This is a genomic window from Bacillus sp. XT-2, from assembly GCF_025696525.1.
Lineage (GTDB): Bacteria > Bacillota > Bacilli > Bacillales > Bacillaceae > Bacillus > Bacillus halotolerans.
Genome location: NZ_JAHVOC010000010.1, coordinates 84,108 through 106,452 on the forward strand (window position 1 = coordinate 84,108; position 22,345 = coordinate 106,452).

Consider the following 22,345-nt stretch of genomic DNA (forward strand, 5'->3'; position numbering starts at 1 on the left):
AAAGTCAATATTCATACTATCCTTTACACGAACAAAAATAATCTTTCTTTATCATAGCACGAAACGGAAATAATGGCAATTATATTATCGTTTAAATCATGGCATATTTGATAAAGGTGTGGATACTGTGCAGAAGCGGTAAGCGAAATAAAAAATGTCAATAATCCCGTATTGAATTTATAACATGATCTAAGAGGGCTTATTAATATCTACGGTTTGATCCCCCGTGAAAATGAATCACGAGTGTGTACTTCATTATTGATTGTTTAAAAATTTCTTAAAAAGCTCAGCTGTTTCTTGTTCAAGTGCAAGATATTCTTTTAAAAGCATGGCTGTTCACTAGTAAAGCTTATCTCTACAGACGTCTCCAAACTGTCACTCATTGTTTAGTCCCGTTTGCCAAGAATACTTGAACCACAAATCATCTTCCTTTTCTTCATTACCACTTTCCAAAGCCTTTTAATCATTTTGACACACAACATTCAATCCGTATTTACGGTAGTATTTCCTTACTTGTAATGTTTTGCTCCTCAATCAAGGTTCACGGTCGAAATAAACCGATTCCCACAGGTTAGTGAAAAAAGAATGAATAGTATGTAATTGTATTCGAAAAGAAAAATAAATAATTTATATACATTCCGCATATTGTCAATCCAGTATGTTATACTATAAACAAACCTTTGAAGCGTTAAATCTTTTGCTATTACCTTGTAACATCTCCCTACTCGAACGTTGAGTAGGGTTTTTTATTGAGTTTGAGTATTATACAGAGAACGCAAAAAAACAGGCCCTATATTAAGAGCCTGTTTTTCTATAAACATTTAAGATTAAGCAGCTTTTTGAACATTAGCAGCTTGAGCTCCACGAGCACCTTGCTCAACGTCAAACGTTACTTTTTGACCTTCGTCTAACGATTTGAATCCGTCACCTTGGATTGCAGAGAAGTGTACGAATACGTCGTCTCCATTTTCACGTTCGATAAATCCAAAACCTTTTTCTGCATTAAACCATTTAACTGTACCTTGTTCCATTTTTGTTGCCTCCTAGTGCGTTACCACACATTTTAATTACTATCCCTGCCCAAAGTATCATCAAGACGAAAAGTCAATATTCATACTATCCTTTACACGAACAAAAATAATTCTTCTTCATCTTAACACGAAACGGAAATAAATGCAAATTAATATTATTGTTTTATTTATGGAATTATTTGTTAAACATGCAGAATAAGAGGCCTTCATTAACGATGGTTTGAAAACACGTGAAAATGAATCACGAGTGCCTTCAGCCCTTTTTCTTTGCTTAATCGTACTTCATTATTGATTGTTAAAGATTTCTTTACAAAGCTCAGCTGATTCTTGTTTAAGTGCTACAAACAGGGCTGTTCACTGGTAAAGCTTTATTTCTGCAGATGTTTGCAAACGTTACTCATTGTCTACCCCCATTTGCCAATATGCTCATAAAAAAATAAAACTTGATCTCAAATCATCTTCCTTTTCTTCATTACCACTTTCCAAAGCCTTTTGAATTAAGCAACTAGAAAATTCAAGGTCTTCCAGCTTACTTTATTTTGACTCTCAAAAATCAATCCATATTCTACACTTGTAAAGTTTGTTCCTCAATCAAGGTTCACGGTCTAAATAGATCGATTCCCATGGGGGAACAGGAGAGAGTTTGGTCCGATAAAGAGATGGGTATAATCTTTATACGACTTTTGTTTCCTGGCTGCCTCTGCTAATAAAGATTTAATTAAGCTGGAAATCAGTTTCACATTTCCAATCATTTTACAGAGGGATTGGAAAACCGATTCATTTAACAGCTTTTGAAAAGGATCCTTAGCTGGCTGGCGAGTTATAACAAAACCATGATACGTATCATATATGGAGTATGACAGCTGGGACTTCAAAGGGAATAAAACGTTTTCTATACTGAGCTTAAGAACATTAGGAAGGGGAAACTTTAATAAATGAATAAAGAAAACCTAAGGACTTTGAGAAAACTGGTTACCCCTTACGAAAAGTCCGATTTACAAAAAAGTATTTGTCAAATCATTAACACATTGGGACCATTTTTCCTGTTATGGTTTTTGGCATATAAGAGCTTGTCGATTTCTTATTTTCTTACATTAGCAATTTCTGTCGTTGCGGCAGGGTTTTTAGTGAGAACCTTCATCATCTTTCATGATTGCTGCCACTATTCCTTTTTTAAGAACAGAAGGGCGAATCGAATCCTTGGAACAATAACAGGAATTCTGACTCTGCATCCTTTTGATCATTGGGCACACGATCACTCTGTCCATCATGCGACAAGCAGCAACCTGGACAAACGCGGTACAGGCGATATTTGGGTACTGACCGTTGAGGAGTATAAGGAAGCCTCAACCAAGACAAAAATAATGTACCGTTTGTACAGAAATCCGTTTGTCATGTTTTTTATTGGGCCGATTTACGTCTTCGGGGTGACCAATCGTTTTAACCGTAAAGGGGCAAAACGCAAAGAACGGATGAATACGTATGTAACGAACCTGGGGATCGTCGTTCTCGCAGCACTTTTATGTTGGGCAATCGGCTGGCAAAACTTCCTGCTGGTTCAAGCACCAATTTTTATGGTATCGGGATCCCTCGGAATTTGGATGTTTTATATCCAGCATACGTTTGAGGATTCTTATTTTGAAGAAGATAAGCATTGGGAATATGTAAAAGCAGCAGTGGAAGGAAGCTCTTTTTATAAGCTGCCAAAAATCATGCAATGGCTAACAGGCAATATCGGTTTCCATCATGTTCATCATTTAAGCCCGAGAGTCCCAAACTATAAGCTTGAAGAAGTACATAACAGCACTGAACCATTGCAAAACGTTCCGACCATTACACTGGCAACAAGTCTGAAGTCGTTAAAGTTCCGCCTATGGGATGAAGAAGGCAAAAAATTTGTAGGTTTTAGCCATTTAAAAAAAGCTCCTAAAAGCCAAGTATCAGTGCGGCTAAAAACGGATTAAATAAACTCCCCTTAATCGAGATAAGGGGCAGTGTATCTTGCAAAATAAAAGTGCAGACTCGCGCAAAGGTTTTGTGCAGGGGTCAGCACTTTTTTAATGCCAGGATACACTTGCAACAAAAAAATAATACCAAAGGTGATTAAACCCTTGGTATTATTGGGATGCGGCCGAGAGGACTTGAACCTCCACGGGTTATTCACCCACTAGGCCCTCAACATAATAAATCCATATCATTGGTTATGAAAGCTTGTTTTCATTACACTTTCTAACTCCACTTTACATCATTTCTATAAGTTTATATAAATATGGTTAATAATTGGTGAGCAAAAAAAACACCCTATACTTCCCCACTTCTCCAAATCTCATTATAAATTGATTTCATATTCGTTCCCTCTCCTAAAACAATTAAAACTACAGAGCCACTATCTTTCTCGGTAATTGAATTTACAAAAAATCTTTTTTATATCGAACGGCTAGATAGATTGCTGAAGCGAAGAATGCAATAGAATACTTAAATAAGAAGAAAACTTGCCACATATATTCTTTTGGGAAAATCAAGTCGCACAAAATTAGTGCATATAACATACAGAGGCAACCTTTTAAAGCGATTTGGTTTGTTCTCTCGTCAGTCTTACCCATTTTTTTATGAAATACGATTGTCAGAATCAATCCGACTACAAGCAATACAAATCCGCTGCCAATGAGAATACTCCAATTTCCTTGAGAATGTTCAGCCCAAGACTTTAAAGGGGAAAAAATTGCGTTAGTGATCGTATCTGAGATCGAATTCATTTTCATTTTTGATCATTTCCTTTCTCATAAGTAAAAATCTCGTTTACATCCACATTAAAAAATTCGGCAATTCGAAAAGCTAACAGAAGAGTCGGAACATAATTTCCTTTTTCCATTACAAAGATGGTTTGTTTGGAAACCCCGACTTTCTTTGCTAATTCTTGCTGAGACAATCTGGCAAGTACACGATATTCATAAACCTTATTTGAGATCGAATCACCAAAATCTTTCTTCATGACCATCACCTCTTGAGCCAAATTATAAACTGACCTTATACAAAAGTAAAGTAAACTTATACAAAAATATAAAATACCTTTATGTTTACCTAAATTACTTTGATTTAACATGAACCTGATCGCATAAAGAACCTGATAAAATTCATGATTTTGTTAGGTTCGATCTGGTGTAATTTATGTTTTATAAGTTCACGGTTTTGGTGTCGCATACGGAACAATGATTATTGGTTATGACTCTGAAGGCGCTGAAGTTGTAGAGCAAACCAAAGAATACAGAGCGTTCTACAATCTTATACCAGGTCTTGTTGTTATTGAGTATATAGATAAATTTTCTTATTGTCTTGATACAAACAGAATGGTAGATGGAGAGTGTCTAGTTATTCTTTGGGATAAACATAAGGATATGGATATACAGCTGCAAGTAATTTTCTAGAATTTCTTCTTCAGCGACTAGAAAAGGGTAAAGAGGATTTAAATGAAGATGAGGATTGGGAAGATTAATCTTTACACTCCCTCAAAATAAAGATTTTCCTCGAAATTGAATGATTACAACATAAAAAAACCGTACCAAGATGTTTTGGTATGGTTTCTAAGATAGACCCTCAACCTAGTAAAAACGTATAATAGGTTACAAAAGCTTTTAATCAAAGCATCTGTTTATTTTATTTACACCTCATCATTTTTTATGAATTCTGGGCACAAATTGGGCACCTATTAGAGACCAACGGAACTCTACATCTCATCAAGTGATATGTCACTCATTGCCCTGTCGTAATAAAATAATTCTAATTCTCTTTGATATTGCTCCCATTCTTGCTGTGTATACAGGTATGTCTCCGCATCAACTTACTTTAATATCTGAACAATTATCTAGCTTGGTTTCAAGTGTTAGAATCCATTCAACATTAGATTTTGAAACTTATTCTTTAATTTTCCGTATATGAATATAAAATGGTATCTAATGCAGGGAGGGATATTAGTTGGCTGAAAAGCAAAAAAGTGTTCCATTTTTGAAAAAGTATTGGGTTTCTCAAATTGGTGTATTTTTATTGTCACAGATCATTTTTATTACATTTGAAACAACAGGATGGTTACCTAATTATAGAGAGATTGATGGAACACTATTTGGGAGAATTACGGAATCGTCAATTTTTATAAATTGGTTTACTTTTTATGAAACACCACAATTAAATTTACTTACTGTCTTTTTTGGCGTCTTCTTTCTTGTGCCTGGAATAATAAGTGCATTAAAAAATGCATTTTCGCCTAGACACTATAGTAATAGCTCTAAATAACCGTGATTAAAATAAATATGGTTTGAGAAGAGTTTTACTTAGAGTATTGGGTGCGATACTTCAATAAAGAGTATCGCATTTTTTATTGAGTCTAAAGGGGCAAGTTATTGCAAAAAGGATTACAAATCTGGTGACGAATTTAATGCTAATACACACTAAACTTTAACAAAACCTTTTTAGAAACTATCCCCCTACCCTATCTGCAGCTACTTTGATCTCAGTATTATGATCACTTTGCAAATAAGTTATTGAAAATACACTACTTAAAATCACTACTGCCAATAGAATCCGGCTGATTTTCATTAATAATCTCCCCTTTTTTAATTTTTCGTCTTGCTTCAATGCTCATACGATAATATTCATTAGAGAGCATTAAATTTCCTTGTTCATGAAAATAAAGAATCGATCAGGTTTCCTGCTACAATAAATTGACAACGCACAGTTTGGACCGCATACTCTTCATACTCTCTAAGTATTTTGAGTGCGCGATTGACATAATTCATGGAGAAATATGTTTGTTTCATATAATAAAATACATAAGACACTTTGAAAAAAACTCTGCTTTTTCTATTTCATCCTCAACTTCCGACAACTTTGATTCAGCTATTCGATAGGCACTCATCGCCGTAGTTAATTCTTTACGCCTGAAACTCGTACATTCCCTTAAAGAAGTAATAATAGTATTCCAATATGCCAGTTAATTGCCCTTGTTTTTCAATTCCTTTTATAGTCTCATAAGCATTTTGGAGATTTTCTATTTCCTTAGATTTTATATAACTGAGCATTATCTCATGTCTAAATTCTAATAGCTGATAATATAAAAGGGCATCTTGGTTTTCTTCCTTGTTTAGCAATTCCTTCTCTACTTCTATTTTTATAATCTCTGCTTGCTCAACTTGATCATTTTTTATTGATGTATACCAATCATTTAACTTTTTGTGACTATGTCGTACGTAATTTTATCTTTAACTAAGAAAACACCCCGCGAGACCCCCCTCCTTACATAAATTGGGGGAATATTTACATTAATTGCATTATGTCAGAACACCCTTTATTTCACAAAGATGAATTGAAAAAGGTACATGATATCTACTCCTTTGCGGTTTTTTTGCGGTTATACCAATACTTTTGCGCCTTGAAATTAAAACCCAATATTAAACATAGGGGTGTTTACGGCTTGAAAACAACCATTGTATAATGAGAGACAATGATGAAATTGAGGTGAAAATATATGTATTTAGCTCCACTATTTGAAAATGATGTTCCAGTAGCACTTCTCCGCCCTTAATGGAGTAAAGTGACTACTACTTCTCTCCGTTAGGGCATTTATTGACCTAATTTTAAACACGGAGGGAACAAAAAATGAAAAATACCCTGTTAGGTTCTATATATTTAGCATTAGCCGCTAGTATCTGGGGCGGCATGTATGTTGTGGTTAAGGTTGTTGTCGCAGTAATTCCGCCTTTTGAATTGGTTTGGATTAGGTACGTAATCGCCATCCTTGCACTTCTTATTGTTGGAATAATAAAGAGACAATCCTGGAAAGTATATAAACGCGACCTTTTATTAATTGTTGTCATTGGAATTGTTGGCAACACCATTTCGATTGTTACACAAGAATATGGAACGATGTTGTCTTCAGCACAAATGGGAGCAATTATTACGTCTGCCACACCAGCGTTTATGGTTATTTTTGCCCGATTATTACTCAAGGAGCCCCTTAATATAAAAAAAGGAGCTTCAATTATTTTAGCCACAATAGGCGTATTGTTTATTGTTGGAAACGGGCATATTGATACATCTAATCAAATTGGCGGTATTTCTCTACTTGTTGCAGCACTTACATGGGCACTTATGTCCGTGCTTATCAAACGTGTTCCAAATCGTTATTCACCTATACTTGTTACAACATATTCAACTTTTGTTGCCATTGTGGCACTAACTCCTTTTATAAAACCTAGCACGATTTTCACGTCACAACTACTTGACACTAAAATTCTAGGTGGTCTTTTATATTTAGGAATTGTTTCAACAGCCTGTGCCTTTTTATTGTGGAACCGTGGATTACAATTATTAAATGCTTCAAGTGGAGGGCTCTTTTTCTTTTTCCAACCTCTAGTTGGAACTTTACTTGGATGGCTTCTGCTGGGAGAACAAATAGGCGGGACATTTTGGATAGGCTCGTTTTTAATTCTTAGCGGTGTGTTATTAGTTATTAAAGAGAAAGAAGTAAAGTCATAACAAAAAGAAAAGCAAACTATTTTATATAGTTTGCTTTTCAATTAACTTTAGTTTCTTTACCTCTTGATTCTTCATAGTCTGGTGTTTTCTTTGATAAATCAAGACGATCATTTTCGCAGTTCTTGACATGCCTTCTAGCCTTGTATATTCATCACCTTGCTTTTCATAGTAAGAAAACGAAGATAATTCATCTTTAGAATCTTTAGGCGTATAGAAAGCAACTTGAATATATGTACCACCATCAAAAACTCTAACCAAGGCATTATATCTTGTTATTTCGTAATTTGGATTATTTACTTCTCTTTATTCTTTATATTGGCTAATTACTTCATCAATCGATCATCATACTTGTTGCCAAACAAAGGAAAATAAAAAGGTTTTTCAAAATAAACATTACCTCATTTTTGTCTTTTCCACCTTTTATCTATTTCCCTTGACCTGCACATTATCAACTAACCAACCATCTTTTTCTTTTTTCATAGTCGTTTGAACAATTAACACTTGCTTCGTATCCTTTAATTTTTCAATCTTATACGTTTGCTGTCCATTCGCGAAAAATGAAATAGGAAACTTAATTTTAATTTTTTATAAATAGGTGACACTCATTTGGTAAATAGGCCGATAATCTGAAATACCATATAAGCAATACCAGCTCCAATCAACGGCCCTACTGCTACACCATTTAACAGTACAACAGCAAGGATTGTACCAACGACAAGCGCTACTGTCACCTGCGGGTCTGATGACATCAAATTAACACCATATTTACCCATCACTGCTACCAGGATACCTGCAACTAACGCTACCCATGCATAATAAGATTTCACGCTTGCATATAGTTCATTGAAACCGATCTCCCCACTTGCAATAGGGACAAGTACTGCAATGGTGAGGACGGTAATCCCAATACTCAATCCTTTGAAAGCTAGAAAAGGAAATACTTTATCATCCAACTGCAGAACCTTAATGCCAAGCAGCACGTATGCAGCAATTGTAATGGATTGGTTCTTACCTATGATTCCTAAGATAAAAATAATTACTAAGAACAATGATGAAGTATTTAACAAGATTCTCCCTCCAATAAACTAACAAAAAAGATATAAGTGCAGAAAAATACTAGATTCTAGTACAAAATCAATTAAATATAATAATGTAAAATGTAGTGTTTGTATCTTTAATTTCAATAAGTATATGAGATGTTTTTCTGTTTTCAATCCCATTTTGAACCCTTTATCATCTCCTTACTTTTTTTAAAATGCAGAATAATATTACCATATATCAGGTCGACGGTCGACTTAGAATGGCTGCTATTTGTATTTCTCCTCCTTCACGTTTTTTGAGATTACTGCGTTACTTTTGAGACTTAACTCAACCTCACGTCAGTCCTTTTAAAGATAAAAAAAGAGGAGCAAACACATGGTTTACTCCTCTAACTTTGTCTCTTCATCTTTTACTTCTTCATAGTCTGGTGTTTTCTTCGATAAGCCCAGACGATCATTTTCGCCGTTCATTGGCATACCAGCCATCTCTTGATACTTATCGCCGACTTTCTCATAATAGATTTATATGATGTTAGTTAAGAAAAAGAATCTTGGAAGATTAAATGCAAATTGAATATATTTGTCCCGTCATAAAGTTTTTTTGCATTTGCTTTGCTTCTTTAATATAAAATACCGAGAGGGGAAATCAAATGAATCCTTTGTTGTTAGATGTTCCTTTACAATTAGAAACAGAAAGACTAATTCTTCGAGCACCACACCAAACAGGAGACGGAAAAATTGTAAACCAAGCAATTAGAGATTCTTTTAATGAATTAAAAGCGTGGTTGCCATTTGCTCAAGAACTTCCTACTGTTGAAGAAACAGAGATAAACTTAAGAAATGCTCATATAAATTTTTTAAAGAGAGAAAGTTTTCGTTTTCTTATTTTTGATAAAGATAGCAATAACTTAATTGGAATAACTAGCCTTCAGAGGATTGACTGGGCCATTCCTAAATGTGAAATTGGGTACTGGGTAAATACTAAATTTAGCGGGAATGGATATATGACAGAGGCAGTAAAAAAATTAGCTAACTTCGGATTAAATAATATCAAATTTAGAAGAATTGAAATAAGGTGTGAATCAACAAACCTTAAAAGTCGTGCTATCCCAGAAAAACTTGGATTTTCATTTGAAGGCACTTTAAAAAATGATGATTTATCCGCAGATGGCAGCAAGCTGACTGACACTTGTTTTTATTCTTTAATAAAGTAACAAGGTGAATATTTACACTTAAAGTAACGAGTCAACAAGAAAGAACATAACATATTTTATATAACTAATATGTTATGTTCTTAAATTTATCTTTTTTATTCTGGTCTTGATAAGTTAGTCTACTCCTCTAAAATTTTTTTGCACGCTGACTGTGTGCCTTTAATCTGAACGAGAAGAGAATCCATAGCATGGTTCTGTAAAAACGACAATTGACGTTTACGAACACCTATATCCAAACAAACAAAAGGAAATGGCTGATAAATTAGATGACTTACTTTAGGTAAGTGGGCAGTTAGTGGGCAGTAGATCGTTTAAAAATAAACACAAAAAAATACCAAGGTCGTCAAAACCCTTGGTATCATTGATGCGGCCGAGAGGACTTGAACCTCCACGGGTTATTCACCCACTAGGCCCTCAACCTAGCGCGTCTGCCATTCCGCCACGACCGCGTGATCATTAAATTGTGTTTGTGCTGGTTTATTAGGCTCTTAACCTAGCAAAACCTATTTGCGTGCACTTTGTAATTAAAGTGCGGGTGAAGGGACTCGAACCCCCACGTCGTAAGACACTAGATCCTAAGTCTAGCGCGTCTGCCAATTCCGCCACACCCGCAAAAAGACAAATGGTGAGCCATGAAGGACTCGAACCTTCGACCCTCTGATTAAAAGTCAGATGCTCTACCAACTGAGCTAATGGCTCTTACTATTTAATTTCATAAAATAAAAATGGCTGGGCTAGCTGGATTCGAACCAACGCATGACGGAGTCAAAGTCCGTTGCCTTACCGCTTGGCTATAGCCCAACGAAAATGGAATGACCCGTACGGGATTCGAACCCGTGTTACCGCCGTGAAAGGGCGGTGTCTTAACCGCTTGACCAACGGGCCGATGGTTGAGAACTTATATCGCAATCTTATGGCGGAGAAGGAGGGATTTGAACCCTCGCGCCGCTTACGCGACCTACACCCTTAGCAGGGGCGCCTCTTCAGCCACTTGAGTACTTCTCCAAATATGGCTCCACAGGCAGGATTCGAACCTGCGACCGATCGGTTAACAGCCGATAGCTCTACCACTGAGCTACTGTGGAATAATGAGACAATATTCATTATATCAGGCTTGTCATTCAGAGTCAAGAGGTAAATATTTTTTATTTATCTCTCGTGACGACTTTTATAATGTAACATAGGCTTGCTAGTTTCGTCAACCTTTTTTACGAAAAAATTCTTTTTATTTTCCCGCGGCATTTTCCGCATCTGTATCTGTCAGGATTCATGGCGCGTCTCTTTATATACTGTTGGCCGCAAGCCGTACATATATACCTATATGTTTTGTTGCTTTCTGTTTTTTTCTTTAGAGGCGTACAGAAGCGGGGCGCATTGACTTGCTGGAGAAGCGCTCTGAAATCTTTGTCCCTGTGCTTGTATCCTTTTCCTTCAAGGTGAAGATGATAATGGCAGAGCTCGTGCTTAATAATGCCAATCAGTTCCTCCCTCCCATGTTCAATCAAATATTTTCTGTTCAATTCAATGTTATGAGAGGTTAACAGGTATCTTCCGCCGGTCGTTTTAAGTCTGTCGTTGAAAACAGCCTGATGGCGAAACGGCTTTTTGAAATATGTGTTAGAAATATCCTCTGTAAGCTTTTGCAGCTCTTTGTTATCCATGGTGCACCTCACTAAAAAAACATTGAACGGGACAATTCACTGTTCGCATACAATATGGTAATCACCGCCCCTCTTATGATAAAAGCTGAGGAGGAATGAGCCTATGCCAAATTGGCTGAAAAAGCAGATGCAAAAAGCGTTCCTTGAAAAAGATAATTACCAAATTAAACTGCTGAATCAATGCTGGTATTTCTATAGGAAAAAACACTGCTCGTAAGCAGTGCTTTTATTTTACCATAGACAGTGATACTCTGCCTTTTTGTACATCGACACCGTCAACCCAAACCGTCACGATGTCACCGACGGATACAACATCAAGCGGATGCTTGACGAATTGATTGCTGAGTTTTGAAATGTGCACAAGCCCGTCCTGTTTGACTCCGATATCAACAAACGCTCCGAAGTCCACTACATTGCGCACGGTGCCCTGCAGCTCCATCCCTTCTTTCAGATCCTCCAGCTGAAGAACGTCTGTTTTCAGCAGAGGCTTAGGCACCTCATCACGCGGATCACGTTCAGGTCTTGTCAGCTGTTCACAAATGTCTTTCAGCGTAATTTCACCGATTCCCAGTTCCTTTGCTGTTTCAGAAAGCTCAAGTTTGTTGATTTTATCCTTCAATTCCGCCGTACCGATCTGCTCTGTTGAAAGACCGAACTTTTTCAAAAGCGTTTTTGTTTCTTTATAGCTTTCCGGGTGGATTCCTGTTCTGTCCAGAGGCTCTGTCCCTTCCTGCACTCTTAAAAAGCCGATACATTGTTCATAGGTTTTCGCGCCGAGCCTTGGAATATCTTTCAGTTCTTTTCGATTCGAAAATTTACCGAGCTCTTCCCGCTTTTTGACAATGTTGCCCGCTACGGACTTTGATAATCCCGCTACATACTGAAGCAGCGCCGCGGAAGCTGTGTTGACATTTACTCCTACCTGGTTTACGACTGTTTCAACGACAAAGCGCAGGGATTCATTTAAGCGTTTTTGGCTGACGTCATGCTGATACTGCCCCACTCCTACAGATTTCGGGTCAATTTTGACGAGTTCCGCAAGCGGATCTTGAAGTCTCCGTGCGATGGATACTGCACTGCGTTCCTCGACCTGAAGCTCAGGAAATTCTTCTCTGGCAAGCTCAGATGCCGAGTATACGCTTGCCCCCGCTTCATTGACAATCACATAATAAATATCACGCGGCGTGTCCTTCAGCACATCCACAATGAATTGCTCTGTCTCCCTGGAGGCCGTGCCGTTTCCAATCGCCACCATTTCCACTTGATACTCTTCAAGAATCGCTTTCACTTTCTCATGAGCTTCCTTCGTTTTTTTGACAGGTGCATGCGGGTAAATCACATCAATTTTTAAGACTTTCCCGGTTTCATCTGACACTGCCAGCTTACAGCCTGTTCGGAAAGCCGGATCTACACCGAGAACCGTCTTGCCTTTCATCGGCGGCTGAAGGAGAAGCTTTCTGAGGTTCTCAGAGAAAATATGAATCGCCTGTTCATCCGCTTTTTCCGACAGCTCTTTTCTGATTTCACGTTCAATAGCAGGCTGAATCAGTCTTTTGTAGCTGTCTTCAATCGTTTCCTGCAAGATTTCTTTTACAGACGTTGAACGGTTTTTGATGATTTGCTTTTCCAAGTAAGCCTTAATGTGATCTGCTGGCGGTTCGATAGACACCTTTAAAATGTCTTCTTTTTCGCCGCGGTTCATGGCAAGCACTCTGTGCGGAACGACCTTTGCGATTGGCTCTTCATACTCGTAGTACATTTCGTACACGTTTTTTTCATCTGTGTCTGCTGATTTTCCGGCAGCTGACTTGATCGTTCCTTTTTTAAAGGTTTCCTGGCGAATCCATTTTCTGAAATTCGGTTCGTCTGAGATTTGTTCCGCAATAATGTGTTTGGCGCCTTCAATGGCTTCTTCTCTGGTGAACACTTCTTTTTCTTCACTGATATATTGGTCTGCTGTTTCTGCAAGGCGGTCATCTTGCGGAAGGGTCATAATATAGTCGGCAAGCGGCTCAAGGCCTTTGCTTTTGGCGACTGTCGCTTTCGTTTTGCGCTTTTGTTTATACGGACGGTAGAGGTCTTCTACTTCCTGAAGTTTTACGGATTGGTCAATTTTGCGTTTTAATTCAACTGTTAGTTTATCCTGCTCGGCGATTAGCCTGATTACTTCTTCTTTTCGCTGATTCAGGTTTTGTATGTATTGCCATCGTTCAGAAATGGTCTGAATCTGAACCTCGTCCATTGAACCCGTCTGCTCTTTTCGATATCTGGCGATGAACGGAACTGTGTTGCCGTCCTCAAGCAGGCGGATGACGCTTTCAACATGTTTTTGTGATAAACCTATTTCTTTCGCAATTTGCTGTTTCAAAAGGGCTGACGTTTCCATGTAACCATAGCCTCCAATTTTGTCGTTCTTACTCTAGTGTATCAAAAACAGAAAAAAACACATAAAAAAAGACAGCTGCCGCTGCCCGTATTTTTATTCATTTTTCAAGAGTTCCTGTAAGCCGCTTAGAAAGTTCTCTTTTATCATGGCTGCTTCAAAAAAAGATTGGTCAATCCGCTCGACAATCGGCAGAGCAGAGGTTACTCTTTCCTCTCCTGTTTCTGTTAATGACAGAAGAACTTCCCTTTTATCCTGAGGATTTTTGCTTCTTTGGATAAATCCCTTTTTCTCAAGCGTCCGCACAACCTCTGATACCATCATGATATTGGTCTGGCTGAAGCCTGCGAGTTTTTTTTGCGTGACGGTTTCTCCATGAGCAATCATATACTTGCATGAGGTCAGGAGAACAAATTGAACGTGGGTAAGGTCATGCTCAGCCAATGCTTTCCCTATTTTCCGCTGCCAGCTTTGTGTGACCTGCCATAATAAAAAACCTGGACTTGTGTTCGGTCCGCTAAATTCAGAGTGCCATTTCACTTATATTACTCCCATCGCTTGTGATATTGTCAAAAAATCATTTTTGCTGATTTCAAAGTGCCCTCTTCGAAATAAAAGCCCGAGATGATTTGTTTCCTGAACAAATTCCAACTGAGATTTAATATCGTAAAAACCTATTTTTTCACACGGAAAGTAATCAATGTCTAACCGGTATGGGATAAAGTCCGGAGCCATTTGATATTGATAGACGTTTCCGCTCTTCACTTTTCCGATAGCGGTAAAACATCGCAGCAGCCTGCCGTCCGGATATGCATCTCGCGGAGAATAATAAATAAGCCAATCATTCTCTTTCATCCTGGCAAGAGGCGCTTTTTTACCGTGGCATACTTGGGCAAATCCGCCGGCGGTCCCTTTTAAAACATGCTGCTCTGACACGACGCCAACCCAATATTTTGTGTTCATTTTAGCATTCCTTTGCAAAGACGGACAAGGCAGTTGACTGACTCTGGGATGTCTTTAGACAGTTCCTGCCCGATTTTTTCTCCCCATTTTTTTGCTTCTGCGCCTTCCAATACAACCCCATGCGTGATGTTTAGACCCTCTTGTCGCTTTTGCAGTACATGATAAAATTCCATTTTTACATTTGTATTCGGAAGGTGGGATATGACAGAAAATGATTGATGCTTCTCCACATGTTCAAGCCAAAATGGAACTGTATTTCCTCGCAAAAGCAATGCTCCTTCCGTTTCATTTTGAAACGGCCCTTTCAGAGAAGCTGATGTGATGCCCGCATCCCACTGTTTCCAGGATTCTGGGTGCTGATAATATTTCCAGATTTCTTCTGGTGCCGCATCTGATATTGCAGTGTATTCATATTTCCACATTTGTAATCCCCCTAAATAATAAGTACACTTATTAATTATAATAAGTGCACTTACTAATAGTCAATCACAAAAAAAGAAGCCGGCTTTCCCAGCTTCTTTTTTCTACTCTTCTAGGACAGCTGCCCAAGAATATATGTCAGATCGTCTTTTCTTGATGTCGTGTACATTTTCAGTGAATTCGATATGTCTTCTACCGATTGGCCTTTTTTCAAATGGGAGCGGATATCGGGTACGTTGAGTCCATCTGTATGTATAATGAACTTAGAACCCTTTTCATAGGTAGCGGTGTGCGTTTTGTATTTTTGCGGCTTGCCTGATAAATAGCCTGAAATCGGCAGAGGATAAAAGCTTTCACCAGACGGGGAATGCAGGATAAAACGTACATTTCCGACGGAGCAGTACGTAAACTGCCTTTGTTCAAAGTTGATTTTTAAGATAGAAGCTGTCGCCCCTCTTTTGTTTCTCATCGCCTGATTACAGCGTTCGATAATGCTTTGTACGTCTTCGTTCGCATAGTTTTCCACTAAGTCTTTGATTGCTGAAGAAGATTCGTTGGCAAGCGATCCGCTTCCAAGACCGTCAGCTACCGCACAAATCAATTCTTTATCATCAGCTTTCATAAAAAAGCTGTCGCCGCAAATGGATTTTCCTTCTTTATTCAGTTGGTATACAAGGGTTTGAATATGCTGGTTTTCTTCAACCTGGATCATTACATTAACTCCATGGAGGGATCTTCAATCAAGGCCTCTCTAAGCTTCTTCACAGCTTTGCGCTGCAGACGCGAGACGTGCATTTGAGATATACCGAGAATGTCCCCAGTTTCTTTTTGGCTTTTGTTTTGAATGTACGTTAGGTCTATGATTTGTTTTTCACGGTCTGAAAGGACATGAAGCACGCTTTGCAGCATCATTTGCTGGTTCACCCGTTCATATCCATCCTCCTGTGATCCGACGATATCGAGAATGGTAACTGTGCTTCCGTCCGCATCTGCTTCAATGCTGTGATCTACAGATAAGGCTTGATAGCTTTTCCCCATCTCCATGGTTTCAAGAACCTCTTCCTCTGATACATCGAGGAATTCAGCAATCTCTTCCACTTTCGGCGACCTTTGTGTTTCTGTCGTCAGCTGATCGACCGCCATTTTGATTCTCGGCCCCAGTTCTTTGATTCGTCTCGGAACATGAACGCTCCACGTCTTATCTCTAAGGAAACGTTTAATCTCCCCGATAATTGTCGGAATCGCAAAAGCTTCAAACGATTTGCCCACCACGGGATCGTAGCGTTTTATTGCGCCGAGAAGCCCGATCATGCCGACCTGGCGGAGATCTTCGTGGAAGCTTTTGCCTTTTGAGTATTTCTTCGCAAGCATATCAACCAGATTTGTATACACCTGCACAAGCGTTTCCTGTGCCTGTTCATCTTGTTTTGTTTGGTAATCGCTTATGAGCCGATCGACTTCATCCTTAGTTAGTTTCGTAGTTTTTGATGGTTGTGTCATGATCAACTCGCTCCCCATTTAAATACTTTGTCATCGCTACGGTGACGCCGGAGTTGTTTTGCACTCTGACTTCATCCATGAGCGTTTCCATTAAATATAGACCGAGCCCTCCTTCTGATAATTGATCGACTGTGTGTGAAGGTGTGTACGGTCCAAGATCCTGCTGCTTTTCATCAAAATCAAAGCTGTCGCCTTCATCCGCCACAATGACCTCTAAACGATCCTCGAACACACCGAATCGGATTGACACTTCCCCGTTTTTGTCTTCTTTATATGCGTGCTGAACCGCATTTGTACACGCTTCACTCACTGCGATTTTCAAATCTTCAATCTCATCGTACGTATAGCCCATTCTGCTAGCGACGCCTGACAGAGTCAGCCGTATAATCCCTACGTATTCAGGCTGGGCCGGCACTTTCATTTCGATGTAATCAGCTTTGTTCTTCATTGCACTCCACCTTCTGACTTTGCAGAAATATCAATGATGTCCTTTAGACCTGTAATTTCAAACAGACGGATCAGGCGGTCAGACAGATTTTCAAGCTTGAGCGAACCGCCTTGTTTTTTCACTGTTTTAAATACACCTACAAAGACGCCAAGCCCGGTACTGTCCATGTAGCTGACATCCTTCAGGCAAATCCTTAAGTCAGCGCCTTGTTCTGCCAGAGGAACGAGTTTTTCTCTGAGAACCGGAGCTGAATACACATCAATTTCTCCTGCAATGTTTACTTGTATATCATTCACATTCTGTCGCACATCAACATTTATATTCATTCATATCACCTCAAAGTATCCTTTAAATCATAGTTGTTGTATACCCTCGGCTGGCAAACGCTAAACCTTTCTTCTTAAAACAATTAACGTAAAATCATCGTGAAGCTGAAAATCCTGCAATTTGAGGAGGCTGTCATATATGTTTTTGACCATTTCCTGCGCAGAGCAACACATATGTTCCTCAATGAGCTTCTGTATATCAAGACGCTCCAAGAAACCGTTTTCTGTCCTGCATTCTGTAACGCCGTCAGAAAATAAAACAATCATATCTCCCTTTTCGAGATACTGGTCAAATTGCCGGTAGTCATAATCCTGCGAGATCCCGAGAACCAGCCCTTTAGCTTCTAAATCGTAAAATGCATTGTCTTTTTGAGAATAGTAGAATCCCGGTTCATGTCCCGCTGAAGCATATGTAAATCGATGACTGTCCGTATTGTAATTGGCATAAAACATCGTAATAAACATACTGGCATCAACGTTTTGTTCAACAACACGATTCAAGTTTTTCAGCACCTGTGAAGGGTGAATGCCCGTTTCCGGCAAAGAATCCATCGCGTATTTAATCATAGACATACATAAAGCTGCCGGAATTCCTTTGCCGATGACGTCAGCAATGGCAATATTAATGGACTCTTTGTCTTTAACAAAATGGTAATAATCACCGCTCATCTGTTTGGCGGGCACACTGATCGCGCCGATGTCCAGCGCTTCTTCCTCCGGAATTTTTGTTCCCAGAAGCGTCTGCTGTACATTAGCTGCGATTTCAATTTCTGATTTAATTTCCTGCTGTATCCCTCTGAGGGTTTGATGCTCCTGATAAGCCATTCCATATCCAATCATGACTTCTATTAAAAAATCCAGCGAATGAAAAACATCTTCCGGGAGACTCGGATACAGTTCCTTCAGCACTTTTCGGTGAATACTGATGATTTCTTCCGGAGGAATTTGATGCTCGATTGTTTTTCGGCTGAATTTTTGGGCTTGATATAAAGATGTTTCTGTTAATTCGGCTATATATCGGTTAAGCAGCTGATGGTACCGCTGCTCAATAACCTCCCTAAAATCCACTTTCTAACCTCCTACCGAAGCCATTTTATGGCTTGTATCTCTGTTCCTTCCCCCGTTACGGAATTTAAGCTAAATTCATCCATCAGCCTTTTCACGCCGGGAAGTCCCGCTCCCAGTCCGCCTGACGTTGAAAACCCGTCTTCCATGACTTTTCGGATATCAGGAATTCCCGGCCCTTTGTCTTCCGCTATAATTTTCAGGCCCATTTTTCCTCTGTCTGCAACCTGTTCAATTCCAATCTGGCCCTTGCCGGCATATAAATAAATATTTCTGGCTAATTCTGATATAGCCGTTGTGATTCTTGCCTGGTCTACTGTGCCGAACCCCAGCTCTTTTGCAACGTTTCGCCCTAGCTGTCTGGCTGCCACGATATCCCATTCTGTCATGATCTTTACACAGGATTGGTCGTTCATAGCTATTCCCCCAATTCCCGCTTCAATGTCTCAAGCCCTTGCTCTAAGTCGAGCGCCGTTTCGATTTCCTCAAGCGCGATTCCAAGTTCAATCAGCGTCACCGCAACGGCGGGCTGAATGCCGGTTAAGACAACTTTTGCGCCCATTAACTTAGACATTGTGATGACATCACCCAGCACTTTGGCGATAAATGAATCAATCATATCCACAGATGTCAGGTCAATGACGACCCCGTTTGCACCTGTTTCGTATATTTTATTTAATAAGTCTTCTTGAAAGGTTAATGCGGTTTGATCATCTAGTTCCCATTGAATAGATACTAATAAGCAATTATACAGTTTCAAGATCGGGATTTTCGGATGTCTCACAATATTATTCCCCCAATGAAACGATTTTTCGATCCGTCATTTCCAATGCTGTTTGAATTCCTTTTTGCAGGGTATTCTTAGTAATAACTTGGGATAAATCAATGCCAAGGTTAACGATCGTCTGGGCGATTTCCGGACGGATTCCGGCAAGCAGGCATTTCGCTCCGACAAGCCTTACCGCTTCAGACGCCTGAATAATATGATGGGCAACCATCGTATCGACGACAGGCACACCGGTAATATCGATCAGCACGACTTGGGAACGGTGTTTGACAACGCCGTTAAGCAGATTCTCCATAATTCGTTTTGCGCGTTCCGTATCAATCGTTCCGACCAGCGGCATGACCGTTATATTTTCAAAAACCGGGATCAGCGGCGCAGAAAGCTCCTGCAGTGCGATTTTTTGCAGGGATACTGTTTTTTCCCATGAGATGGAGTACTGATTAAAAATTTCTGTATTAATCGGACTGAAGAAGCGGTCAATCTGCCAGATTAATTCTGTACTCTCTTGATCTGGCAATCTCTTATCGTTCATCTTCGTGTAGAGACGCTTCCAGAATTCAGCAAGCGCCGTAGCCAGAAACTTCAAAGAAAGTCCGATTTGAACGGCTCTCAGCGCCAGTTCGCTGATTTGGCTTTCAGCAGCGCTCTCATCATTAACAGATGAAAGCAGAATGTCGATATATTCTTTAGATATATTTTCATAAACTTGGTCAGTCAGCTGATATGATTCTTGTTCACTTAATTCTTTTAGTGTGTCAGTCCACAATTGAAGCAGTTCATTTTGATTCTCGGCTATGAACTGATAGACAGTCTGATTCGACATCAAATTCGCTTACCTCCCGATAAAAAACAACATATTTTTTCGTTATTCCACTATTATATCGTTAATGTTTTTTGAAAACAAAAAAAGTTGCTCTATTTGAGCAACCAGGTAAATATTACTAAAAATCAATGAGTGCCAAACTGATCTGTAAGGCTTCATCAACCTTATCCATCATTTCATCATCCAGATGAGTAATCTTATCCGTTAACCTTTGCTTGTCAATCGTCCGAATTTGCTCCAGCAAAATAACGGAATCTCTTTCAAAACCGTAGCGTTTTGCATCAATTTCGACGTGGGTTGGTAATTTCGCTTTCTGTATTTGGGCTGTTATGGCTGCAACAATAGCAGTTGGGCTGAAGCGATTTCCGATGTCATTTTGGATCACTAAAACCGGGCGCACCCCGCCTTGCTCTGAGCCAACAACAGGAGATAAATCAGCAAAATAAACATCGCCGCGTTTCACAATCAAATGATTATCCTCCGCTGACTAAGCGCTCAACTGTCGTTTCAGCCTCGCACTCCGCAAAGTGAGCCTCGGAAGAAATGTTCAGGTTGATTTTCGCCATTTCCATATAGCCGCGTCTCATCAAATCACGGTTGTGACGAGTTGTTCGTTCGCTGACATAGGCTCTCACTGCTTGTGATATCAGTTCGTTTCTGCTTCGTTTCTCCCGCATCGCTACACCATCCAATTCAGCTACTAGGTTTTCGGGCAAGCTGATTTTCATTTCGGTTCTTGCGCTGGATTCAGACAAAAAACATACACCTCCACCAAACTTACGGATACGACTCTTTTATCCATCCAGTGATAATGATACCATTATTCACTCTTCAAGCAAAGCTGTTTTAAAAATTCTCTATCGTGATATGAGCTATTCGCTTGCATTCCCCTGCAATAAAGGGTTTCTTACTTCCATTATACTCCCATTTTCCAAAAACATACGGGGAACGCGGGAACTTATTGTACAAGCCACCTCGTAGTTAATGGTTTCGAGCCTGCCTGCGACCTCATCCATGGAAATATATTCATCCCCCTGGCAGCCGATCAATGTGACTTTTGAGCCCGGCGGATATTCCTGATCCAGCTCCACCATAAATTGGTCCATGCAGATTCGGCCGGCGATTTTCAGCCGTTTTCCTTTCACGAGTATCTCTGTTCCCTTTAATTGGCGGAGCCAGCCGTCCGCATAGCCAACGGGTACCGTTCCGATCCATGTGTCTTTTTCCGCCGTGTATTCCGCCCCGTAGCTGACACTTTCCCCTTTATGTACCTTTTTGACATGCGACAGGGTCGAATGCAGGGTGAATGCGGGACGCAGTTTAAACGGGATTTCATCGGTAATTTCCGCTGACGGACGCAGGCCGTACATGCCGATGCCAAATCTGACCGCGTTAAAAAAGCCTTTTTTCAGACGCAGGCCGGCGGCGCTGTTGGCGCAGTGAACCATCATTTTCTTTAAAGGCAGAGGAGCAATCAATTCTTTAAAGCGTTCAAACTGCATCAGAAAGTAGTCTCTTTGTTTTTCATCAGCAGTCGCAAAATGAGTGAAGACCCCTTTGCATTTTAAGCCTGGGTTGCGCTCCAGAATTTTCATCACGTGATGAATCTCTTCTTCTGTTTTTACGCCGAGCCTGTTCATTCCCGTATCGACTTTCAGATGAAAATGAAGGGAAGCTTTCTTGAGGTGGCGCGCAGCTTCCTGAAGCCATTCAACAGAATAACCCGTTAACGTCACATCGTATTCCGCCGCGATTTTCACATACTCCGGAGGAACCGCGCCGAGCACCAATATAGGCGCTTTCAGGCCCCGCTGGCGAAGAGAAATCGCTTCATCCAAGATCGCCACGGCTAAGCATGAAGCACCTGACTCAAGAGCCGCCTTCGCTACTTCGGCATCCCCATGTCCGTAGGCATTTGCTTTCACAACCGCCATCAGGTGGACATGTTCACCGATGTGTTTTTTCATATTACTGACATTTTCTTTAATCGCGGACAGATCAATTTCCGCCCACGTGTCTCTGTAAAAAGGTTTTGTGCTCATTTATGACACTTCCTAGCGTTTATTCAATATCATTTACATATCATACTAAAATTATAGGGCAAAGTGAAATTCTGCCTGACGAAAAAAAGGCCAAATTTGATTCGGCCTTTAGGA

25 protein-coding genes, 7 tRNA genes and 7 pseudogenes are annotated in these 22,345 nt (G+C 39.7%); 7 read left to right on the forward strand and 32 right to left on the reverse strand.

Features of this window, described 5'->3' with window-relative positions:
- Positions 1 to 827: 827 nt before the first annotated feature.
- On the reverse strand, positions 828 to 1,031 hold the full coding sequence (cspC, locus tag KXD37_RS21245; protein WP_010333136.1) for a cold shock protein CspC: 204 nt from the start codon (positions 1,029 to 1,031) through the stop codon (positions 828 to 830).
- A 935-nt stretch (positions 1,032 to 1,966) separates the two neighbouring features.
- Here cspC and KXD37_RS21250 point away from each other — a divergent pair.
- Entirely contained in the window at positions 1,967 to 2,995 is a 1,029-nt protein-coding gene (locus KXD37_RS21250) for a fatty acid desaturase (RefSeq protein WP_188323561.1), read from the forward strand.
- A gap of 444 nt (positions 2,996 to 3,439) precedes the next feature.
- Here KXD37_RS21250 and KXD37_RS21255 read toward each other — a convergent pair whose 3' ends face one another.
- Positions 3,440 to 3,793: a hypothetical protein gene (locus KXD37_RS21255; RefSeq protein WP_024120326.1), complete on the reverse strand. Its 354-nt coding sequence runs from the start codon at positions 3,791 to 3,793 to the stop codon at positions 3,440 to 3,442.
- The gene (locus KXD37_RS21260) at positions 3,790 to 4,023 is read right to left on the reverse strand and encodes a helix-turn-helix transcriptional regulator (RefSeq protein WP_003240464.1); all 234 of its coding nucleotides are present in this window, start codon (positions 4,021 to 4,023) and stop codon (positions 3,790 to 3,792) included. The genes KXD37_RS21255 and KXD37_RS21260 overlap by 4 nt, the downstream gene beginning before the upstream one ends.
- Before the next feature lie 190 nt (positions 4,024 to 4,213).
- On the opposite strand from KXD37_RS21260, the pseudogene KXD37_RS21265 reads away from it, so the two are divergent.
- A pseudogene (locus KXD37_RS21265) lies at positions 4,214 to 4,524 on the forward strand (SMI1/KNR4 family protein); the annotation flags it as partial.
- 479 nt (positions 4,525 to 5,003) lie between these two features.
- Positions 5,004 to 5,318 (forward strand): YfzA family protein, encoded by a 315-nt coding sequence (locus tag KXD37_RS21270; protein ID WP_151174767.1) that lies wholly within the window; start codon positions 5,004 to 5,006, stop codon positions 5,316 to 5,318.
- Positions 5,319 to 5,501: 183 nt separating this feature from the next.
- On the opposite strand, the gene phrI is transcribed toward KXD37_RS21270, so the two are convergent.
- A complete protein-coding gene (gene phrI / locus KXD37_RS21275) occupies positions 5,502 to 5,621 on the reverse strand; it encodes a phosphatase RapI inhibitor PhrI (RefSeq protein ID WP_151174766.1) in 120 nt (39 codons plus the stop codon).
- Positions 5,578 to 6,327 (reverse strand): annotated as a pseudogene (locus KXD37_RS21280) (hypothetical protein). The gene phrI and the pseudogene KXD37_RS21280 overlap by 44 nt, the downstream one beginning before the upstream one ends.
- Positions 6,328 to 6,680: 353 nt before the next feature.
- Here KXD37_RS21280 and KXD37_RS21285 point away from each other — a divergent pair.
- Positions 6,681 to 7,559, forward strand: coding sequence for a DMT family transporter (locus KXD37_RS21285; protein ID WP_151174765.1), 879 nt, complete (start codon positions 6,681 to 6,683; stop codon positions 7,557 to 7,559).
- Between the two features lie 37 nt (positions 7,560 to 7,596).
- Here KXD37_RS21285 and KXD37_RS24185 read toward each other — a convergent pair.
- From KXD37_RS24185 to KXD37_RS21305, 4 genes and pseudogenes are all read right to left on the reverse strand, one after another.
- Positions 7,597 to 7,944: pseudogene (locus KXD37_RS24185) on the reverse strand (cystatin-like fold lipoprotein).
- 35 nt (positions 7,945 to 7,979) lie between these two features.
- Positions 7,980 to 8,069: pseudogene (locus tag KXD37_RS21295) on the reverse strand (hypothetical protein); the annotation flags it as partial.
- A gap of 92 nt (positions 8,070 to 8,161) precedes the next feature.
- The gene (locus KXD37_RS21300) at positions 8,162 to 8,626 is read right to left on the reverse strand and encodes a DUF441 domain-containing protein (RefSeq protein ID WP_188323559.1); all 465 of its coding nucleotides are present in this window, start codon (positions 8,624 to 8,626) and stop codon (positions 8,162 to 8,164) included.
- Between the two features lie 354 nt (positions 8,627 to 8,980).
- Positions 8,981 to 9,118: pseudogene (locus KXD37_RS21305) on the reverse strand (lipoprotein); the annotation flags it as partial.
- Between the two features lie 131 nt (positions 9,119 to 9,249).
- Here KXD37_RS21305 and KXD37_RS21310 point away from each other — a divergent pair.
- Both KXD37_RS21310 and KXD37_RS21315 read left to right on the forward strand, forming a co-directional pair.
- On the forward strand, positions 9,250 to 9,813 hold the full coding sequence (locus tag KXD37_RS21310) for a GNAT family N-acetyltransferase (protein WP_106020940.1): 564 nt from the start codon (positions 9,250 to 9,252) through the stop codon (positions 9,811 to 9,813).
- Positions 9,814 to 10,000: 187 nt separating this feature from the next.
- A pseudogene (locus KXD37_RS21315) lies at positions 10,001 to 10,093 on the forward strand (hypothetical protein); the annotation flags it as partial.
- 85 nt (positions 10,094 to 10,178) lie between these two features.
- Here the strand turns inward: KXD37_RS21315 and KXD37_RS21320 are convergent.
- The 8 genes from KXD37_RS21320 to KXD37_RS21355 all read right to left on the reverse strand — a co-directional run bounded on the left by KXD37_RS21320 (position 10,179) and on the right by KXD37_RS21355 (position 11,474).
- Positions 10,179 to 10,262, reverse strand: a tRNA-Leu gene (locus KXD37_RS21320).
- 81 nt (positions 10,263 to 10,343) lie between these two features.
- A tRNA-Leu gene (locus KXD37_RS21325) sits at positions 10,344 to 10,425 on the reverse strand.
- Positions 10,426 to 10,436: 11 nt separating this feature from the next.
- Positions 10,437 to 10,512 (reverse strand) — tRNA-Lys (locus KXD37_RS21330).
- A 27-nt stretch (positions 10,513 to 10,539) separates the two neighbouring features.
- Positions 10,540 to 10,614, reverse strand: a tRNA-Gln gene (locus tag KXD37_RS21335).
- Positions 10,615 to 10,626: 12 nt separating this feature from the next.
- Positions 10,627 to 10,698, reverse strand: a tRNA-Glu gene (locus KXD37_RS21340).
- Between the two features lie 29 nt (positions 10,699 to 10,727).
- Positions 10,728 to 10,818, reverse strand: a tRNA-Ser gene (locus KXD37_RS21345).
- Positions 10,819 to 10,823: 5 nt separating this feature from the next.
- Positions 10,824 to 10,898, reverse strand: a tRNA-Asn gene (locus tag KXD37_RS21350).
- A gap of 123 nt (positions 10,899 to 11,021) precedes the next feature.
- Complete coding sequence (locus tag KXD37_RS21355) at positions 11,022 to 11,474, reverse strand: SprT family protein (RefSeq protein WP_024120307.1); 453 nt, start codon at positions 11,472 to 11,474, stop codon at positions 11,022 to 11,024.
- A 103-nt stretch (positions 11,475 to 11,577) separates the two neighbouring features.
- Here KXD37_RS21355 and cmpA point away from each other — a divergent pair, with 103 nt between their 5' ends.
- A complete protein-coding gene (cmpA, locus tag KXD37_RS21360) occupies positions 11,578 to 11,691 on the forward strand; it encodes a cortex morphogenetic protein CmpA (protein ID WP_003225207.1) in 114 nt (37 codons plus the stop codon).
- A 9-nt stretch (positions 11,692 to 11,700) separates the two neighbouring features.
- Here cmpA and KXD37_RS21365 read toward each other — a convergent pair whose 3' ends face one another.
- From KXD37_RS21365 to alr, 15 genes and pseudogenes are all read right to left on the reverse strand, one after another.
- On the reverse strand, positions 11,701 to 13,860 hold the full coding sequence (locus tag KXD37_RS21365; RefSeq protein ID WP_127695935.1) for a Tex family protein: 2,160 nt from the start codon (positions 13,858 to 13,860) through the stop codon (positions 11,701 to 11,703).
- A gap of 93 nt (positions 13,861 to 13,953) precedes the next feature.
- Positions 13,954 to 14,397, reverse strand: a complete 444-nt coding sequence (locus KXD37_RS21370) for a MarR family winged helix-turn-helix transcriptional regulator (protein ID WP_087992953.1) — start codon at positions 14,395 to 14,397, stop codon at positions 13,954 to 13,956.
- A pseudogene (locus tag KXD37_RS21375) lies at positions 14,381 to 14,820 on the reverse strand (EVE domain-containing protein). Before KXD37_RS21375 ends, KXD37_RS21370 begins: the two are co-directional and overlap by 17 nt.
- Positions 14,817 to 15,242 (reverse strand): hypothetical protein, encoded by a 426-nt coding sequence (locus KXD37_RS21380; RefSeq protein ID WP_038954149.1) that lies wholly within the window; start codon positions 15,240 to 15,242, stop codon positions 14,817 to 14,819. Before KXD37_RS21380 ends, KXD37_RS21375 begins: the two are co-directional and overlap by 4 nt.
- A 110-nt stretch (positions 15,243 to 15,352) precedes the next feature.
- Positions 15,353 to 15,952 (reverse strand): phosphoserine phosphatase RsbX, encoded by a 600-nt coding sequence (gene rsbX, locus KXD37_RS21385; protein ID WP_024120304.1) that lies wholly within the window; start codon positions 15,950 to 15,952, stop codon positions 15,353 to 15,355.
- Positions 15,952 to 16,740, reverse strand: a complete 789-nt coding sequence (gene sigB / locus KXD37_RS21390) for an RNA polymerase sigma factor SigB (RefSeq protein WP_024120303.1) — start codon at positions 16,738 to 16,740, stop codon at positions 15,952 to 15,954. Before sigB ends, rsbX begins: the two co-directional genes overlap by 1 nt.
- Entirely contained in the window at positions 16,706 to 17,188 is a 483-nt protein-coding gene (gene rsbW, locus KXD37_RS21395; RefSeq protein ID WP_024120302.1) for an anti-sigma B factor RsbW, read from the reverse strand. The genes sigB and rsbW overlap by 35 nt, the downstream gene beginning before the upstream one ends.
- Complete coding sequence (gene rsbV, locus KXD37_RS21400; protein ID WP_024120301.1) at positions 17,185 to 17,514, reverse strand: anti-sigma factor antagonist RsbV; 330 nt, start codon at positions 17,512 to 17,514, stop codon at positions 17,185 to 17,187. Before rsbV ends, rsbW begins: the two co-directional genes overlap by 4 nt.
- Positions 17,515 to 17,574: 60 nt before the next feature.
- Positions 17,575 to 18,582 (reverse strand): phosphoserine phosphatase RsbU, encoded by a 1,008-nt coding sequence (gene rsbU, locus KXD37_RS21405; RefSeq protein ID WP_024120300.1) that lies wholly within the window; start codon positions 18,580 to 18,582, stop codon positions 17,575 to 17,577.
- Between the two features lie 11 nt (positions 18,583 to 18,593).
- Positions 18,594 to 18,995: a serine/threonine-protein kinase RsbT gene (gene rsbT, locus KXD37_RS21410; RefSeq protein ID WP_106020946.1), complete on the reverse strand. Its 402-nt coding sequence runs from the start codon at positions 18,993 to 18,995 to the stop codon at positions 18,594 to 18,596.
- Between the two features lie 2 nt (positions 18,996 to 18,997).
- On the reverse strand, positions 18,998 to 19,363 hold the full coding sequence (gene rsbS, locus KXD37_RS21415) for an RsbT antagonist protein RsbS (protein WP_003225190.1): 366 nt from the start codon (positions 19,361 to 19,363) through the stop codon (positions 18,998 to 19,000).
- A gap of 4 nt (positions 19,364 to 19,367) precedes the next feature.
- A complete protein-coding gene (gene rsbRA, locus KXD37_RS21420) occupies positions 19,368 to 20,192 on the reverse strand; it encodes an RsbT co-antagonist protein RsbRA (RefSeq protein ID WP_081638235.1) in 825 nt (274 codons plus the stop codon).
- Between the two features lie 115 nt (positions 20,193 to 20,307).
- On the reverse strand, positions 20,308 to 20,658 hold the full coding sequence (gene ndoA / locus KXD37_RS21425; protein WP_003156187.1) for a type II toxin-antitoxin system endoribonuclease NdoA: 351 nt from the start codon (positions 20,656 to 20,658) through the stop codon (positions 20,308 to 20,310).
- 4 nt (positions 20,659 to 20,662) lie between these two features.
- On the reverse strand, positions 20,663 to 20,944 hold the full coding sequence (gene endB, locus KXD37_RS21430; RefSeq protein ID WP_003225183.1) for a type II toxin-antitoxin system antitoxin EndoAI: 282 nt from the start codon (positions 20,942 to 20,944) through the stop codon (positions 20,663 to 20,665).
- Positions 20,945 to 21,061: 117 nt separating this feature from the next.
- The gene (alr, locus tag KXD37_RS21435; protein WP_024120297.1) at positions 21,062 to 22,231 is read right to left on the reverse strand and encodes an alanine racemase; all 1,170 of its coding nucleotides are present in this window, start codon (positions 22,229 to 22,231) and stop codon (positions 21,062 to 21,064) included.
- Between the last annotated feature and the right edge of the window lie 114 nt (positions 22,232 to 22,345).